Genomic DNA, 15,705 nt, shown 5'->3' with positions numbered 1-15,705 from the left:
CGATCGAGCCTCAGGCCAGGGCGTCCCGTTCGGCCTGATCCTCTTCGGCGACCATCGGAATCACGTCGTCGATGCCGGTGGACTCCAACGTGGCCTTCACCAGTTCGTTGCCGCCCAGAAGGATCACCATGCGGCCGCCTTTCTGATCCAGGGCACGGGCGCTGGAGATGATGCTGCGGATGCCGATGGAGGCCAGAAAGCTGACGTCGCGCAGATCCAGAATCACCGGCAATGGTTTGATGGCCGTCAGCGATGTGAGCTTCAGGGCAATGTCTTCCATACCCAGCATGTCGAGGCGTCCGGAGAGAACAACCTTGCGCAGCTTGATGGAGCCGTCGGGCTCGAGGACATCGTCCGATCGGATCGAAGCCGTCTGCATCATGACCGCTGGAAATTGAACCAAGTGACATTACCTGGGTTGTGCTTCGGACCGACAAGACGGCCACGGCGTTGTGTTGTGCAACACATTTCTGCGCAAGGGCGTCACCTTTCTCGCCCTCATCCGGCACCGGTTCAGTCCGACCAGTCGTTCTTGCTGCGCCGCAGGGCGGCCAGTTCCCGGGCATCCGTCGCCCGCAGGAACAGGTTGGTGCGGCGTTCCTCGCCGATGCTGCTGGGGATGGTGGGCCTGTCCTGGGTCCGGGCGAGCAGCACCGCCGCCAGCCGTTCGGCGATGGCCCCATCCCCCGGTCGCTGGGCCGCGGCCCAGCGCAGATTCGAGGCGGTGTACTCATGGGCGCACCACACCCGGGTCGTCTCCGGCAGCGCCGCCAGCAGCCCCAGGGAGTGATGCATCTGCTCAGGGCTTCCCTCAAACAGCCGGCCGCAGCCGGCGGCGAACAGGGTGTCGCCGCAGAACAGCTCCCCCTGCAGGGGCAGGTGGAAGGCGATGTGGGCGCGGGTGTGGCCCGGCACCGCCAGCACCTCCACCGGCTGGCCCAGCAGCGTGAAATGGTCGCCGCCCGCCACCCCCCGGGTCTGGAAGGGGATCCGCTCCCGATCGGCCAGGGCCGCCACCACCTCCGCCCGGGGCCATTCCGCCAGCAGAGCGGGGGTGCCGCCGATGTGATCGCTGTGGTGGTGGGTCTGCAGCACCGCCACCAGCTCCAGATCCCGCTGCTTCAGCCAGGCGATCGCCGGCTCCGCCACCGCCGGATCCACCACCGCCGCCCGCCTGCCGTCGTGGAGCACGAACAGATAGTTATCCCGCAGCACCGGCAGCAGCACCACCTCGAGCGGGGTGGAGGGCCTGGCTTGGGCGTGATCCGGCATCGTTACAGTCCAGGTTGCTGCTGGCTTCCATGATCACCGCCAACCAGCGGTCCCCGATCACCGTTGCCCTGGCCAAGGGTGCCCTGCTGAAGGATTCGGTGCGTCGCTTTCAGGCGGCCGGCCTTGATTTCTCCGATCTGCTGGAGGAGGACAACCGTCTGCTGATGGTGCCGAGCCGCTGCGGCACAGCCCGGGCCCTGCTGGTGCGCAATGCCGATGTGCCCGTCTATGTGGCCTATGGCCAGGCCCAGCTCGGGGTGGTGGGCTACGACGTGCTGCGGGAGCACCAGTTGCCGGTGGCCCAGCTTGTCGACCTCGGCTTCGGCGGCTGCCGCATGGCCGTGGCGGTGAAGGCCAGCAGCGGCTACCGCCGCGCCGCCGATCTGCCGGCCCACTGCCGCGTGGCCAGCAAGTTCACCCGCTGCGCCGAAGCCTTCTTCGAACAGCTGGATCTGCCGGTGGAGCTGATTCACCTCACCGGTTCGGTGGAGCTCGGTCCGATCACGGGCATGTCCGAGGCGATCGTTGACCTGGTGGCCACCGGCCGCACCCTGCGCGACAACGGCCTGGTGGCGATCGAGGATCTGTTCAGCAGCACGGCCCGGCTGATCGGCCATCCCCTGGCCCTGCGCCTCGATGACGGGGCCTTGCAGGGCCTGGTCGAGCGGATCGCCACTGTCCAGAGGCCCGCCCACAGGCCCGTCCAGGTGCCGGTCCGATGAGCAGCCTCGATGGCCAGCGACTGCGGCGACTGCTTCCTTACCTGGGCCGGGATCGCAAGCGGCTGCTGCTGTCCCTGCTGCTGCTGATTCCCCTGGCCCTGGCGGCCTCAGTCCAGCCGTTGCTGGTGGGCCAGGTGATCTCCAAGCTCCGGGGCGAGGAGGTGCTGCCCTGGCTGGCCCCTTTGCCCGTGCCGGCGGCCCTGCGGCTGCTGGTGCTGCTGCTGCTGGCGGCGGTGCTGCTGCGCCTCTCCCTGCAGGGCACCCAGACCTACAACGTCCAGGTGGTGGGCCAGCGGCTCACCGCCCGGATCCGCGACGACCTGTTCCGCCATGCCATGGCCCTGTCGCTGCGCTTCCACGACCGCACGCCGGTGGGCAAGCTGCTCACCCGCCTCACCAGTGACGTGGATGCCCTGGCCGAGGTGTTCGGCAGTGGTGCGGTGGGGGTGCTCTCCGATCTGGTCACCCTGCTGGTGATCGGCCTCACCATGCTCTCGATCGAGTGGCGGCTGGGGCTGCTGCTGCTGGTCAGCCAGGTGCCCGTCACCCTCGGGGTGCTCTGGTTGCAGGGCCGCTACCGCAAGGCTAACTACCGGGTGCGGGAGGAACTGGGCCAGCTCAATGCCGACCTGCAGGAGAACCTCCAGGGCTGGAGGTGGTGCAGATGTTCCGGCGGGAGGCCGTCAACGGCCAGCGCTTCTCCCACACCACCGACGCCTACCGCCGGGCCGTCACCGGCACGATCTTCTACGACAGCGCCATCTCGGCCTTCATCGAGTGGGTGGCCCTGGCGGCCGTGGCGCTGGTGCTGGCCCTCGGCGGCGCCATGGTCACCGGTGGGGCGATGGGCCTGGGCACCCTGACCACCTTCATCCTGTTCTCCCAGCGGGTGTTCGATCCCCTGCGCCAGCTGGCGGAGCGCTTCACCCAGATCCAGGGGGGGCTCACCGCCGTGGAGCGCATCGGTGAGCTGCTGGAGCAGCCGATCGAGATCGCCGATCTGCCCAGCAGCCAGCGCAGCGCCGCCGCCATGGTGTCGGGGGAGGAACGCTTCAGCCCCGGCGAAGTGGAGTTCGAGAACGTCTCCTTCGCCTATCGCCCGGACGATCCGATCCTCACCGATCTCTCCTTCCGCATCGCCCCCGGCGAGCACGTGGCGATCGTGGGCCCCACCGGATCCGGTAAGACCACTGTGATCCGGCTGCTCTGCCGGCTTTACGAACCGCAGCAGGGCACCATCCGCCTCGATGGGGTGGACATCCGTGAACTGCCGATCGCCACCCTGCGGCGGCGCCTGGGGGTGGTGTTGCAGGACACCTTTCTGTTCAGCGGCAACGTGGCCGACAACCTGCGCCTCGATGCCGACATCAGTGAGGCGGATCTGGAGCGCCTCTGCGGCGATCTCGGCCTCGCCCCCCTGCTGGGCAGGCTGGGGGATGGCCTGGCCACGGAGCTGCGCGAGCGGGGCGGCAACCTTTCCTCCGGCGAACGCCAGCTGCTGGCCGTGGCGAGGGTGGCGATCCGTGACCCCTCCGTCCTGGTGATGGACGAGGCCACCGCCTTCATGGACCCCTCCACCGAAGCCACTCTGCAGCGGGACCTCGACACCCTGCTCAGCGGCCGCACCGCCATCGTCATCGCCCACCGGCTGGCCACCGTCGAAGCCGCCGACCGCATCCTGGTGCTGCGCCGGGGCCGCCTGATTGAGGAGGGCAACCACCGCGAGCTGCGGGCCGTCGGGGGGCTCTACGCCCAGCTGGCGGAGCTGCAGGAAAAGGGACTGGCCACGCTCTGAAGCCCTTGGCTCTGGGGGGGGAGTTCCAGCTCGTCCTCCAGCCAGGTGTCGATCAGGGCCGCCAGCTGGCGCGGTTGTTCGCCCATCGGCAGGTGTCCCAAGCCGTTGAGGACCACCAGCCGGTGCAATGGGCTGTAACCGGCCAGGTGGCGCACATAGCGGGGCTGCATCACCCGGTCGCGGCTGCCGGCGATCCACAGGCTGGGCACCTGGAGTTCGGCCGTGAGCCTGGGCAGCTGGCGAACGGCGCCCCGGTTGGTGCTGCAGGCCAGCAGCCCCCGCGCGGCGCGGCCGTCAGCCACCAGGGGGCTGCGGATCGCCCCTGTGCCAGGCAGCTGGGCCGCCCAGACCGGTCGCCAGCGCAGGAAGGCGGCCCCTCCCCGGCGGACACGGGCGAAGGGCCGCGGCTGGTACACGCCACCCCCCACGGCGATCTGCACAAGGCCCCGCAGCTGGCCCCCCAGCAGGGGGGCCGCATGCAGCGCCAGGCTTCCCCCCAGGGAGTGGCCCAGCAGCACCACCGGCCGTCCGGCGGCCTCCCGCTGGGCGGCCTCCGCCAGCCAGCGGCCGTAGCTGGCCAGGCTCGCCTGCAGCCCCCGGGGCCGTTCCGTGCCGCCGAAGCCGGGCAGATCAGGGCACCACAGCGACCAGCGCGGCGCCAGTTCCCGCCGCAGCGGGTGCCACAGCCGGCCTGCCAGCAGCCAGCCATGGACGCCGACCAGCAGGGGCCAATCAGAGCTGGTGGGGGAGACGCTCAGGACGGTCGCCGGGTGGAGTTCCTACCCTGCCGCAGTCAGACCTGCATCCGTCAGGATCTTCAGAACGCGTAGTCCCACGTCGTGCCCGAGACCCTGCCACTGATGACCGATCTTTACGGGTCCGGGCACCGCCTCTGCGCCACCCCCAATCCCAGCCTGGAGCTGGTGCTCAGCCAGGAGCGGCCGATTGATCTGATCGAGCTGGAGGCGCTCTGCGATGCGGTGGGCTGGAGCCGCCGTCCCCTGCGGCGTGTGCGCAAGGCCCTGCAGCACAGTCTTCTGCAGGTGGGGCTCTGGCGCCATGACGCCCGTCTGCCCCGTCTGGTGGGCTTTGCCCGCTGCACCGGTGACGGGGTGGTGGAGGCCACCGTCTGGGACGTGGCGGTCCATCCCCGCTACCAGGGGGCCGGCCTGGGCAAGGAGCTGATGGATTACGTGCTCTTGCAGTTGCGGGCCATGGGCATCGACCGGGTGAGCCTGTTCGCCGATCCCGACGTCGTCGGCTTCTACGCCGCTCAGGGCTGGGAGCTGGAGCCGCTGCAGCGCCGCTGTGCCTTCTGGTATGCCCCCTGAGGGTTGGCAGCGTAGTAGCGCTCGGCGAGCTGCTCCGCCGGCGTGCCGCGGCGCCAGGCGCGCCTGAGGCGGGCGTTGGCCAGCACCGTCTGCCACACCCCCAGCTGCTGCCAGCGCCGGCCATTGACCCGCAGGGCCAGGCCGAGGCTGCTGATCCTGGCCTTGCGCCTGAGGCGCTGCACGAACTCCAGGTCCTCCATCAGCGGCAGCGGTGCGATCCCGCCGGCGGCGTCATGGAGCACCCTGGCCAGCAGCAGCCCCTGGTCGCCGTAGGGCAGTTGGCACCAGCGGCTGCGCAATTCCACCGCCAGCTCCACCAGGCGCAGGGATGGATCGTCGCCGGCGATGCGCAGCCGGAAGGCCCAGGCGCTGGTCTCGCCAGCGGCGATCGCCGCCGCCAGGGCCCGGGCCCACCCCGACGGCAGGCGCACATCCCCATGCAGCAGCAACAGCCAGGTGCCCACGCTGCTGGCCACCCCGGTGGCCAGCTGGCCGCCTCGGCCGCTGCTGTCGTGGAGCACCCGGGCGCCGGCCAGGGCGGCCAGCCGCGGGGTGCCATCGCGGCTGCCGCCATCCACCACCAGCACCTCCCGCACCAGCTCCGGTGCCGTGGCCAGATCCGCCAGCAGGGCCGGCAGGCCGCGGGCCTCGTCGCGGGCGGCGATCACCACGCTCAGGGGCGGCTTCATCGCCAGGGATCCAGGTCGGCGGGGCGGTCGAGGTCGTGGCGCTCCGCCAGCAGGGTCGGGGCCAGGCCGGCCTGGCGTGCCAGCTCCAGGGTCTGCGCCAGCACCCGGTCGCTGCCCCAGTCGATGCCCGTGAACAGCTGGGGCGTGGCCTGGCGCCGGCCGATCAGCCAGTAGCCGCCGTCGCCGGCGGGGCCCAGCACCAGGGTCCCGTGCTCCAGGGCCCGGAAGGCCTCCACCAGGTCCTCGGCGGCGAGTGCGGGCAGATCACTGCCGATCAGCACCACCGCCGCCGCCCCCTCGCGGCTGCCCCGCAGCAGCTGACGCTGCAGCCGCAACCCCAGGCTGCCGCTGCCCTGGGCCACCACCCGGTCGACGCCGAGCAGGTGCCCCCAGCGCGCGGCAGCCCTGGCGCCAAGGCCGCTGGCTGCCAGCACCAGCTCAAGCCTGCCCGCATGCCCCCCGCCTGCGGCCGCCGCCAGGGACCTGCGGGCCTCGGCAGCGGCGGCCAGCCCGTGCTGGGTGAGACGGGCCTGGATGGCGGCGGCCCTGGCCCTGCCCACCCCGGGCACGAGGCGGCTCTTGCAGCGCCCGGGCGCCGGCCAGCGGGCCAGCATCACCAGCTGGGGTGGTCCGGCCCCCCGACCCCGCGGCGGCCTCAACCCTCGCGCGGCAGTTCGGCGGGGCGGACGGTGAGGTTCTGCCTGGAGCCGTTGCGCAGCACCGTGATCGCCAGGGGATCGCCCACTTTGCCCCGGTCGACGCCCAGCTGCACCTCCGAGGCGTTGCGGACCGTCCTGTCGCCCACCTTCTCGATCAGGTCGCAGGGCTTGAGCCCGCCCCGGGCCGCCGGGCTGTTGGCCATCACCTCGACCACCACCACGCCGTTCACTTCCGGCAGGCGGCACTCGTTGGTGGTGGCGTTGATCTCCTTGGCCAGCTGGGGGGTGAGGGCCTGGAGGCGTACACCGATGTAGGGGTGGCTGGCGTAGCCGCGCTCGAGGATCTGGGCGGCGATCTGCCGGGCCGTGTTGATCGGGATCGCAAAGCTCAGGCCGGCGCCGGGCGCCTGGCGAATGGCCGTGTTGATGCCGATCACCTGGCCGCGGTCGTTGATCAGCGGCCCGCCGCTGTTGCCGGGGTTCACGGCGGCGTCCGTCTGGATGTAAGGCACGCGTTGGCCCTCACCCACGGCGTTGGTGCGCTGGATGGCGCTGATGATCCCGGCCGTCACCGTGTTGTCGAGGCCGAGGGGGTTGCCGATGGCGATCGCCCATTCCCCCGGCCGCACCTTGTTGGAATCGCCCAGGGTGGCGACCGGCAGCTTGGAGGCCACCACCTTGACCACCGCCACGTCGGTCAGGGGATCGGCCCCCAGCACTTTGCCGGTGAAGCTGCGGCCGTCGGGCAGGGTCACGCTCACCTCGCTGGCCCCCTCGACCACGTGGGCGTTGGTGAGCAGCACCCCGTCGGAGCGGGTGATGAAGCCCGAACCCTGGCCCTGCTGCTGCTGAATGGCCGGACCCCGGCCGAAGATGCCGCCCAGGGGGTTCACGGTGCGCTTGACCGTGTCAATGCGCACCACCGCCGGGCCCGCCTTCTCGACCGCATCGACGATCACGGAACTGCTGGGCTGCAGCGCCGGCGCCGGTGCCGCATCGCTGATGGGGGGCTGCTCGGGCTTGGGCAGGCCCGGCAGGCCCGGGAGGGCCAGACGGGTGCCGGTGCAAGAGGTCAGCAGGCCTGCCGTGGCCGCCAGGAGGCTGAGACGTGACAGGAAACGGGGCTGAACCATCGGGGGCGGACGGGCGTCGCTGAAGGATTCATTAAAGACGAACCTCCGGGCCCGGGATGCCTATATTCGGCCATCGCGTCGTGGGCTCCTGGTGCAGCAGGGTGATCAGCTGTGGCACAGGGTGAGCCAGGATCTTCAGGGCAGGCTCAGCAAACCGACCTACGAGACCTGGATCCGGCAGGCCCGTTGCCGGGATTTCGCCGACGGCCTGCTGCGTCTTGAGGCCCCCAACAGCTTTGCCTGCGGCTGGCTGCGCAAGAACTACCTGGTGATGATCGCTGCGGTGGCCAGCGAGCACGCCGGACGCCAGGTGCGGGTCGAAGTGGAGGTGGCCGCGGATGCCGAACCCCTGGGCGAGCTGCCGGACGTCCTCGCTGAGAACGGCGACACGCTGCCGCAGCCGGCGGTGGAGGCCCCCCTGCGCGCTGCCGGGGGTGGCGCCCGGACGGTGCCGGCCCCCCTGCGCCTCGGGGCGGGCCTGAACACCCGCTACGTGTTCAACCGCTTCGTGGTGGGAGCCAACAGCCGCATGGCCCATGCCGCCTCCCTGGCGGTGGCCGAGGCCCCTGGCCGGGAGTTCAACCCGCTGTTCATCTGCGGTGGGGTGGGCCTGGGCAAGACCCACCTGATGCAGGCCATCGGCCACTACCGGCTGGAGATCGACCCGGACGCCCGCGTGTTCTATGTCTCCACCGAGACCTTCACCAACGACCTGATCCAGGCGATTCGCAAGGACGGGATGCAGGCCTTCCGCGATCGCTACCGGGCGGCCGACCTGATCCTGGTGGACGACATCCAGTTCATCGAGGGCAAGGAATACACCCAGGAGGAGTTCTTCCACACCTTCAACGCCCTGCATGAGGCCGGCCGCCAGATCGTGATCGCCAGTGACCGGCCCCCCAGCCAGATTCCCAAACTCCAGGAGCGGCTGATTTCCCGCTTCTCGATGGGCCTGATCGCCGACATCCAGATCCCCGACCTGGAGACCCGGATGGCCATCCTGCACAAGAAGGCGGAGGCGGAGCAGGTGGCCCTGCCCCGGGAACTGATCCAGTACATCGCCGGGCGTTTCACCTCCAACATCCGTGAACTCGAAGGTGCCCTCACCCGGGCGGTGGCCTTCGCCTCGATCACCGGCCTGCCGATGACCGTGGAATCGCTGGCGCCGATGCTCGATCCGGTCGGCAATGAGGTGGCGGTCACCCCCCAGCAGGTGCTGGAGAAGGTGTCCGAAGTGTTCGAAGTGCGCATCGATGAGATGCTCAGCCCCAGCCGTAAACGGGCCGTCAGCCAGTCCCGCCAGGTGGGGATGTACCTGATGCGTCAGAACACCAACCTTTCGCTGCCGCGCATCGGCGAAGCCTTCGGCGGCAAGGATCATTCCACCGTGATGTATGCGGTGGAGCAGGTGGAGAAGAAGCTCAGCAGCGATCCCGCCCTGGCCCGGCGGGTGCAGCAGGTGCGCGACCTGCTGCAGATCGCCTGCCGCCAGCGCCGCTGAACGTCAGCCGGCGCCGGAGAGGGGCTGGGCCGGATCCAGCCCTTCCACTTCCCCGTGGAACACCCGACTGGCGATGATGTCGTCGGCCTCAATCGTCATCAGGTCGGTCTTGGTGAGGGCCCGGCCCATGCCGCTGAACAGCCGGTTGGCCTGGCGCATGCGGGCCCGGTCGATGGCGTTGCGGATTGAGCGGGCATTGGCGAAGAAGGGCAGCTGCATGCGGCGCTGGATGTACTCGGCGAAGGCCGCGCCCGCCTCCGGGCTGAAGCGGTAGTTCTCCGCCGCCAGGATCAGCTGGGCGATCGCCAGGAGTTCGCTGGCGGAGTAGTCGGGAAAGTCGATGTGGTTGGCCACCCGCGAGGACAGGCCAGGGTTGCTCTGGTAGAAGATGTCCATCCGCTCCTTGTAGCCGGCGAAGATCACCACTAGATCGTTGCGGTTGTTCTCCATCACCTGCAGCAGAATTTCGATCGCCTCGGCGCCGTAGTCCCGCTCGTTCTCGGGCCTGTAGAGGTAGTAGGCCTCGTCGATGAACAGCACGCCGCCCATCGCTTTTTTGAGCATCTCCCGGGTTTTTGGCGCGGTGTGGCCGATGTACTGGCCCACCAGATCGTCGCGGGTGGCCGTCACCACGTGGCCCTTGCGCACGTAGCCGAGTCCATGCAGGATCTTCGACATGCGGGCTGCCACCGTCGTCTTGCCGGTGCCGGGCCGGCCTGTGAACGACATGTGCAGGCTGGGGGGCGCCGTGTCGAGCCCCACCTGGGTGCGGGCCCGGTTGATCACCAGCAGGGCGGCGATCTCCCGGATCCGGGCCTTCACTGGACGCAGGCCGATCAGTTCCCGGTCGAGCTGGTCGAGACCCTCCTTGATGCCGGCGGCGTCATAGGCCGCCCGCAGGTCCACCAGCGTCGATTCCTGGGCGTCGGCTGCCCCAGCGGCGTCGGCAGTGTCGTCGCTAAAGGAGCCCATCGATGGCCTTGGCGAAGGTTTCCTCCGGTTCGCCGATGGGGTCCTCGTCGGCTTCGGCGCGCACGGTGAGATTCACGTAGGTGCGCCCGAAGCTGATGTCGGGGAAGCGTCCCTCCTGCTCCGAGAGGCCGTTCAGGCGCTCCAGGAAGGTGCGGGTGCGTTCGTAGTCGTCGAACTCGATGCGGCGCTCGAGCCGATCGGGTCGGGGCCTCCGGGTCCAGGGCTGATCCATGGACCCGACCCTAGATCAGCCCGGATCGTCGAGACAGTCGGTGCGGGCCACACAGAGGCGGGCAGCCCAGGCGGCGGCATAGGCCCGGTTGGCCGCCTGTTGCGCCGGGACGTCGCTGTCGAGGGGGTGGGGGAAGGTGCCGGCGATGGCGGCGTTGGTGACGCAGAACATCGCCTTCTGGAAGGTCATGCAGATCTTCACCCGCACGTCCCCGGCGCCGCGGATGCCGGCCAGGTAGGTCTGGTGCAGACGCTCGGGCAGGTGGCGGTACATGTCCTGCATCAGCAGGCTGGGCGGGATGCCCGAGCCCATGGTGGGCAGCGGGTCGGCGTAGAGGGCGCCATACATGAACTGGGCCTGGTCGGGGGAAATCTGCTGGGCCTGGGCGTTGAAGGACACGGTGCCCAGGAACGGGGTGCCGCGCAGGAACACCGCCTCCACATAGGGCACGGCCACATCCATCAGGAAGCTGAGGCCCGCCTCGGGGGGGAGCACCCAGAAGCGGCTGCCGGCGATCTCCACGGCGTAGGTGATCGGTGCACCGGCTGCCGCCACCAGGCCCTCCTTGATGAACGTGACCACCGCGGCGATCGAATCCACCCGCCCATCCCGCTCGGCCCGGGCCAGATCCAGGAACAGATCGCTCATCACCCGCCAGAACTGGCCCAGGGCATGGGTGGTGGCCGCCGAGCGGATCAATTCGCTCAGGAACTGGGGGAACAGCGGGTTGAGGACCGCCAGCAGGGGGTCGCGGCGGGTCTTGTGGGCGACGATGGCGGCGCAGTTGGCTGCAAAGGCCTCGCTGTCGAGGTAGGCGTCGAGGCCACCGGTGCCGTGCCAGAGCATCGCCTTCTGGCAGTACTCGGCGTATTCGAAATTGATCCGGTCGTGCAGCAGATGGCGCCAGATCTTCGCCGGGCTGTGGTCACCGTCGAGGAAGCGGAACACCGGGAAGGGATTCAGGAACTGCTTCTCGGCCTGGTAGATGAGGTTGATGCTGTAGGCATCCAGCACTTCCCCGTAGCTCTCCAGCACGTCCACCACCTGACTCAGGTGATCGGGGGACTCGGCCAGCAGGGTGCGTCCGGCCAGCAGGGTCTCCACCAGGTCGTTGCTGGAGGGCAGCCCGCCGCTGAAGGTGAGGGGCGGTTTGGGGGAACGGGGGATCGGTCTCATGACAGCAGCCCTCCGCCCTGGATCGCCGCCACCAGGGCCGGCAACTGGGCCATGGCGGTGGTGGCCTGTTCGCTCAGCTTGCCCAGCCCCCAGGGCAGCACCCCCAGGCCCACCACACCGCTGGCCAGGGCCAGGGCAGGCAGGGTTTCGCGCAGGGCCACCGCCGGCAGGCGCACGTCGAGGCGGGAGTCGGCCACCGCATCACCGCTGGGTGGGGTCACCGCCAGCCGGCCGAAGAAGGCCCGGTTCACCAGCAGCAGGAAGTACACCGCCGTGAGCCCGGAGCCCACCATGCACAGCAGGGTGGCCACCGGGAAGGCAGCGAGGCTGCCGCGGAACACCAGGAATTCGGAGATGAATCCCGCCATGCCGGGCATGCCGGCGCTGGCCATCACCCCCAGGATCATCAGGGTGCCGGTGAAGGGCAGGCCCCGCTCGGGGTTGAGCAGGCCGCGCAGCACCTCCAGATCCCGGGTGCGGGTCTTGCGGTAGACCACGCCCACCAGCAGGAACAGCAGGGCGGAGATCAGGCCGTGGCTGACCATCTGGAAGACGGCCCCCAGCAGGCTGACGGGGGTGGCGGCGGCCGCCGCCAGCAGGATATAGCCCATGTGGCCCACGGAGCTGTAGGCCACCATCCGCTTCATGTCCCGCTGGGCGATGGCCGCCAGCGATCCGTACAGCACCGACACCGCCGCCCAGCCCGCCAGCCAGGGGGCGAGCAACGCCCAGGCCTCCGGGAACATCCCCAGGCAGAAACGCAGCAGGCCGTAGGTGCCCAGTTTCAGTAGCACACCGGCGAGCAGAACCGACACCGGTGTGGAGGCCTCGGTGTGGGCATCGGGGAGCCAGGTGTGGAAGGGCACCAGCGGGATCTTGATGGCAAAGCCGATCAACAGCGCCCCCAGCAGCACCAGCTGGGTGCCCATGCCCAGCTGGGCCGTGGTCACCGGGTGGATGCCGAAGTCGGCCTGGCCGGTGACCAGGGCCAGGCCCAGGAAGGCCCCCAGGATCAGGAAGCCTGAGATGGCCGTGAAGATCAGGAACTTGGTGGCGGCATAGCCCCGGTTGGCGCCGCCCCAGATCGAGATCAACAACCAGAGGGGAATCAGCTCCAGCTCATAGAAAAGGAAAAACAGCAGCAGGTTTTCTGACAGGAAGGCCCCGTTCACCGCGCCGCTGATCCCGAGCAGCAGGGCGAAGTAGAGGCGGGGACGCTGGCTGAGGTCGCGGGTGCAGATCGCCGACACCAGGGTGAGGGCGGCGTTGACCAGCACCAGCGGCATGGCCAGGCCATCGACACCCAGCCGGTAATCAAGGCCGATGCTGTCGACCCAGGCGAAGGACTCCTGCAGTTGCAGGCCCGGATCGCTGGCATCGAAGGCCAGCAGCACCCGCAGGCTCCAGAGCAGCTGCAGGAGCAGCAGGCCGAGGGCGGCGCGGCGGATGCGTTCGGTGGCCAGTTCGCCGGGCCAGCAGAGCAGGCCGAGGGCGCCGGCGAAGGGAATCAGCAGCAGGGCGCTCAGCATGGTTCCGGTTCAGCCCCCCAGCCAGGCGAGGCTGCTCACCAACAGCACGATCGCCGCCACCACAGTGAAGACGTAGGTCTGCAGCCGGCCACTCACCCCCAGCTTCAGGCTTTCAGCCGAGGCCATCGAGACGTCGGCGATGCGGTTGACCAGCCCGTTCACCACCAGCTGGTCGAAGCCATTGGTGATCCTGGCCAGGCCGGCCACGAAGGCCACGATCGTGGCCCGGTAGATGCGGTCGGTGTAGAAGTCGAAGGCGAGCAGGTCCTGCAGGACCCGCAGGGGCTGGCGCACGGAGCGGGACCAGAAGGTGTCCAGCGGCACCAGGCTGCCGGCCAGCAGGCCGGCCAGGCCGCTGCCCACCAGCGCCAGGGCCGTGACCGTCGAGAAGGCACCGATGCCGGGGACGCGGTCGATGCGCGCCATCACCAGCGGGGTCACCAGCACCAGCACCGCGACGCTCACCATCGGCAGGGCCATCAGCCAGTTCACCTCCGGGGTCCGGCGGGTCTTGGGGTGGGGGGACCCCATGAACACCTGGCGGTAGACCCTGGTGAAGTTGAGGGCCGTCAGGCCGTTGGTGAGCAGCACCACGGCGGCAAAGAACGGAGCCCTGGAGCTCAGCCCCTCCACCATCAGGCCGAAGCTCCAGAAGCAGCCCAGGGGCAGAAGGCCGGTGAGGCCGGCCGCTCCCACCAGGAATCCGCTGGTGGTGGCGGGCATGCGGGAGCCCAGGCCGCCCAGTTCGGTGAGGTCCTGGCAGTTGGTGGTGGCGATGACGCTGCCCACGCTCATGAACAGCACGGCCTTGGCCAGGGCATGGGAGAAGAGCAGCAACAGGGCGATGAAGGGCTGCTGCAGGGCGATGGCCACGAACACCAGCCCCAGATAGGAGGTGGTGGAGTAAGAACAGGCCCGCTTCAGGTCGACCTGGGAGATGGCCACCAGGGCACCCCCCAGCGCACTGATGGTGCCCACCGCCAGCAGCACATCGATCGCCACCGGCGAGATCAACAGCAGCGGCATCACCTTCAGCAGCACCACGGCACCGCAGGTGACCACGACGGAGTTGCGCAGGATCGAAGCCGGGTTGGGGCCCTCCATGGCCTCATCCAGCCAGAGGTGCATCGGAAACTGGGCGCACTTGCCCATCGGTCCGGCGATCAGCCCCAGGCCCAGCAAGGTGGCCCCCAGGGCCGGCAGGCTCTGGTGGGCCGACCAGGCGTAGAGGTCGTTGAACTCCAGCGATCCGGCCATGGCCGACAGGGTGACGACACCCATCAGCAGCAGCACATCCCCCACCCGCTTGGTGAGGAAGGCATCGCGGGCGGCGGTCACCACCAGGGGCTGGGCATACCAGAAGCCCACCAGCAGGTAGGTGGACAGGGTCAGCATCTCCAGCAGGAAATAACTCATGAACAGGTTGCTGCTCAGCACCACCCCGGCCATGGCCCCTTCGAAAAAACCCACCAGGGCGTAGAAGCGGGCCAGGGACCATTCCTTGTCGAGGTAGCCCAGGGCGAACACCTGGCCCACCAGGCTCATGAACGTCACCAGCTCCAGGGCCGCCAGGTTGGTGAGGGAAAGATCGAAGCCGATGCGCAGGTCCAGGTCGGCCGCTGCAAACCAGCCGATGTCCAGGTGCTGGGGGCCGATGGCCAGCACGGCGCGCAACACGAGGCTGCCGTGCAGCACCGCCAGCAGGGTGACCAGCAGGTTGAGGTAGGCGGCCGGACGGGGACCGTTGCGTTTGATCCAGCCGGTTGCCCAGGGCAGCGACAGCACCATGCCGCTGAATCCGTAGAGGGGGATCAGCCAGCTCAGCTGGATCGACAGGGGAAGGGTGTCCGGCAAGGGGAGGGACGTCAGAAGGTGGCCCTTTGCAGGGACCGGGACTCGGCATGGCCCAGGCTGTCCAGCCAGGCCGCCAGCGCTTCCCCATGCTGCTGTTCTTCGTCCCTCAGGGTTCGAAAGAAGGCCTCATTGTTGCGATCGCCGATCAGCAGACAGAAGCGCGTGGCTTCGGCGTAGTGCTGAATCAGATCCTGCTCGAGGTCGGCATCGAGGCGCAGCAGACCGAGCAGATCGGCGGCGTGGCCCACGGGCCGCAGCTGGGACGCGGCCGGGGCCACCCCCAGCTGGAGCATGCGCTGCACCAGCCGTTCGGCATGCCCCAGCTCCTCGACCGTTTCCTGGCGGAGGCGTTCGGCGGCCTCGGCCTCGCCCCAGAGCTCCACGAGGGAGGCCTGGGTCATGTACTGCTGCACGGCGGACAGTTCCAGGCTCAACGCGCGGCCCAGGTAGCCGAGGACGCGCGGATGGGCGGCGTCCATGGGGATCAGCCCCTGCGACCGACACCGGAGGCCGCCAGGGCCGGCTCCACTTCGCTGTGGGGACGGGCAATGATGTGGGCGGCCACCAGGCCGTCGCCCACCCGCTCGCAGGCGTCGGCGCCAGCCCTCACGGCCGCGTTGACGGCTCCGGTTTCGCCGCGCACCATCACGGTGACGTAGCCGCCGCCGACGAATTCACGGGCGATCAGGGTGACTTCGGCGGCCTTGGTCATGGCGTCCGCCGCTTCGATCGCCGGCACCAGGCCACGGGTTTCGATCAGGCCGAGGGCGATGCCGTGGATGGTGGGGGCCATGGGGGAGGTACGGGGAGTGGGGGTCGTGGGGGGGGTGCCGGCGCCGC

General features: G+C 69.4%; 16 protein-coding genes and 1 pseudogene. 4 read left to right on the top strand and 13 right to left on the bottom strand.

Features of this window, described 5'->3' with window-relative positions; all coding sequences use genetic code 11:
- Positions 1-10 precede the first annotated feature (10 nt).
- Positions 11-382 (bottom strand): STAS domain-containing protein, encoded by a 372-nt coding sequence (locus KUG43_RS13590; RefSeq protein WP_216909893.1) that lies wholly within the window; start codon positions 380-382, stop codon positions 11-13.
- Between the two features lie 131 nt (positions 383-513).
- Positions 514-1,272: a hydroxyacylglutathione hydrolase gene (gloB, locus tag KUG43_RS13585; protein ID WP_216909892.1), complete on the bottom strand. Its 759-nt coding sequence runs from the start codon at positions 1,270-1,272 to the stop codon at positions 514-516.
- Between the two features lie 29 nt (positions 1,273-1,301).
- Here gloB and hisG point away from each other — a divergent pair, with 29 nt between their 5' ends.
- Positions 1,302-1,994, top strand: a complete 693-nt coding sequence (gene hisG, locus KUG43_RS13580) for an ATP phosphoribosyltransferase (protein WP_216909891.1) — start codon at positions 1,302-1,304, stop codon at positions 1,992-1,994.
- A pseudogene (locus KUG43_RS13575) lies at positions 1,991-3,789 on the top strand (ABC transporter ATP-binding protein). Before hisG ends, KUG43_RS13575 begins: the two are co-directional and overlap by 4 nt.
- Here KUG43_RS13575 and KUG43_RS13570 read toward each other — a convergent pair.
- Positions 3,741-4,511, bottom strand: coding sequence for an alpha/beta fold hydrolase (locus tag KUG43_RS13570; RefSeq protein WP_353618045.1), 771 nt, complete (start codon positions 4,509-4,511; stop codon positions 3,741-3,743). The pseudogene KUG43_RS13575 and the gene KUG43_RS13570 overlap by 49 nt on opposite strands.
- Positions 4,512-4,649: 138 nt before the next feature.
- Between KUG43_RS13570 and KUG43_RS13565 the strand changes: the two genes are divergently transcribed.
- Complete coding sequence (locus KUG43_RS13565; RefSeq protein ID WP_216909890.1) at positions 4,650-5,120, top strand: GNAT family N-acetyltransferase; 471 nt, start codon at positions 4,650-4,652, stop codon at positions 5,118-5,120.
- Here KUG43_RS13565 and KUG43_RS13560 read toward each other — a convergent pair.
- From KUG43_RS13560 to KUG43_RS13550, 3 genes are read right to left on the bottom strand one after another with little or no spacing between them, the layout of a single operon-like run.
- Positions 5,063-5,809, bottom strand: a complete 747-nt coding sequence (locus KUG43_RS13560; RefSeq protein ID WP_216909888.1) for a TIGR04283 family arsenosugar biosynthesis glycosyltransferase — start codon at positions 5,807-5,809, stop codon at positions 5,063-5,065. The two genes, KUG43_RS13565 and KUG43_RS13560, sit on opposite strands and share 58 nt — an antisense overlap.
- Complete coding sequence (locus tag KUG43_RS13555; RefSeq protein ID WP_286194788.1) at positions 5,806-6,468, bottom strand: TIGR04282 family arsenosugar biosynthesis glycosyltransferase; 663 nt, start codon at positions 6,466-6,468, stop codon at positions 5,806-5,808. The genes KUG43_RS13560 and KUG43_RS13555 overlap by 4 nt, the downstream gene beginning before the upstream one ends.
- Positions 6,465-7,601 carry a trypsin-like peptidase domain-containing protein gene (locus KUG43_RS13550; protein ID WP_216909886.1) on the bottom strand — a complete coding sequence of 379 codons (1,137 nt, stop codon included), beginning with the start codon at positions 7,599-7,601 and terminating at the stop codon, positions 6,465-6,467. The genes KUG43_RS13555 and KUG43_RS13550 overlap by 4 nt, the downstream gene beginning before the upstream one ends.
- A gap of 91 nt (positions 7,602-7,692) precedes the next feature.
- On the opposite strand from KUG43_RS13550, the gene dnaA reads away from it, so the two are divergent.
- Positions 7,693-9,102, top strand: coding sequence for a chromosomal replication initiator protein DnaA (gene dnaA, locus KUG43_RS13545; RefSeq protein ID WP_502988618.1), 1,410 nt, complete (start codon positions 7,693-7,695; stop codon positions 9,100-9,102).
- Positions 9,103-9,105: 3 nt separating this feature from the next.
- On the opposite strand, the gene cbbX is transcribed toward dnaA, so the two are convergent.
- From cbbX to csoS1, 7 genes are all read right to left on the bottom strand, one after another.
- Positions 9,106-10,074, bottom strand: a complete 969-nt coding sequence (gene cbbX / locus KUG43_RS13540) for a CbbX protein (RefSeq protein ID WP_216909883.1) — start codon at positions 10,072-10,074, stop codon at positions 9,106-9,108.
- Complete coding sequence (locus tag KUG43_RS13535) at positions 10,061-10,306, bottom strand: 4a-hydroxytetrahydrobiopterin dehydratase (protein ID WP_216909881.1); 246 nt, start codon at positions 10,304-10,306, stop codon at positions 10,061-10,063. Before KUG43_RS13535 ends, cbbX begins: the two co-directional genes overlap by 14 nt.
- 15 nt (positions 10,307-10,321) lie before the next feature.
- Complete coding sequence (locus tag KUG43_RS13530; RefSeq protein ID WP_216909879.1) at positions 10,322-11,482, bottom strand: CO2 hydration protein; 1,161 nt, start codon at positions 11,480-11,482, stop codon at positions 10,322-10,324.
- Positions 11,479-13,011: an NADH-quinone oxidoreductase subunit M gene (locus KUG43_RS13525; RefSeq protein WP_216909878.1), complete on the bottom strand. Its 1,533-nt coding sequence runs from the start codon at positions 13,009-13,011 to the stop codon at positions 11,479-11,481. The genes KUG43_RS13530 and KUG43_RS13525 overlap by 4 nt, the downstream gene beginning before the upstream one ends.
- Positions 13,012-13,020: 9 nt before the next feature.
- Positions 13,021-14,865: an NAD(P)H-quinone oxidoreductase subunit F gene (locus tag KUG43_RS13520; protein WP_216909876.1), complete on the bottom strand. Its 1,845-nt coding sequence runs from the start codon at positions 14,863-14,865 to the stop codon at positions 13,021-13,023.
- A gap of 11 nt (positions 14,866-14,876) precedes the next feature.
- On the bottom strand, positions 14,877-15,344 hold the full coding sequence (locus KUG43_RS13515) for a ferritin-like domain-containing protein (RefSeq protein ID WP_216909874.1): 468 nt from the start codon (positions 15,342-15,344) through the stop codon (positions 14,877-14,879).
- A gap of 5 nt (positions 15,345-15,349) precedes the next feature.
- Positions 15,350-15,705: alpha-carboxysome major shell protein CsoS1 (gene csoS1, locus KUG43_RS13510; protein ID WP_286194787.1), on the bottom strand; the 356-nt coding region annotated here is incomplete at its 5' end.

This window comes from Synechococcus sp. CCY 0621 (assembly GCF_019038465.1).
Lineage (GTDB): Bacteria > Cyanobacteriota > Cyanobacteriia > PCC-6307 > Cyanobiaceae > Cyanobium.
This window is presented reverse-complemented; position numbering and strand designations above follow the sequence as displayed.

What these genes read in the sequence shown, in the direction of transcription:
- KUG43_RS13590 (WP_216909893.1), bottom strand. Translation starts at nt 382, where the DNA reads ATGATGCAGACGGCTTCGATCCGATCGGACGATGTCCTCGAGCCCGAC.
- gloB (WP_216909892.1), bottom strand. Translation starts at nt 1,272, where the DNA reads ATGCCGGATCACGCCCAAGCCAGGCCCTCCACCCCGCTCGAGGTGGTG.
- hisG (WP_216909891.1), top strand. Translation starts at nt 1,302, where the DNA reads ATGATCACCGCCAACCAGCGGTCCCCGATCACCGTTGCCCTGGCCAAG.
- KUG43_RS13565 (WP_216909890.1), top strand. Translation starts at nt 4,650, where the DNA reads ATGACCGATCTTTACGGGTCCGGGCACCGCCTCTGCGCCACCCCCAAT.
- KUG43_RS13560 (WP_216909888.1), bottom strand. Translation starts at nt 5,809, where the DNA reads ATGAAGCCGCCCCTGAGCGTGGTGATCGCCGCCCGCGACGAGGCCCGC.
- KUG43_RS13550 (WP_216909886.1), bottom strand. Translation starts at nt 7,601, where the DNA reads ATGGTTCAGCCCCGTTTCCTGTCACGTCTCAGCCTCCTGGCGGCCACG.
- cbbX (WP_216909883.1), bottom strand. Translation starts at nt 10,074, where the DNA reads ATGGGCTCCTTTAGCGACGACACTGCCGACGCCGCTGGGGCAGCCGAC.
- KUG43_RS13535 (WP_216909881.1), bottom strand. Translation starts at nt 10,306, where the DNA reads ATGGATCAGCCCTGGACCCGGAGGCCCCGACCCGATCGGCTCGAGCGC.
- KUG43_RS13530 (WP_216909879.1), bottom strand. Translation starts at nt 11,482, where the DNA reads ATGAGACCGATCCCCCGTTCCCCCAAACCGCCCCTCACCTTCAGCGGC.
- KUG43_RS13525 (WP_216909878.1), bottom strand. Translation starts at nt 13,011, where the DNA reads ATGCTGAGCGCCCTGCTGCTGATTCCCTTCGCCGGCGCCCTCGGCCTG.
- KUG43_RS13515 (WP_216909874.1), bottom strand. Translation starts at nt 15,344, where the DNA reads ATGGACGCCGCCCATCCGCGCGTCCTCGGCTACCTGGGCCGCGCGTTG.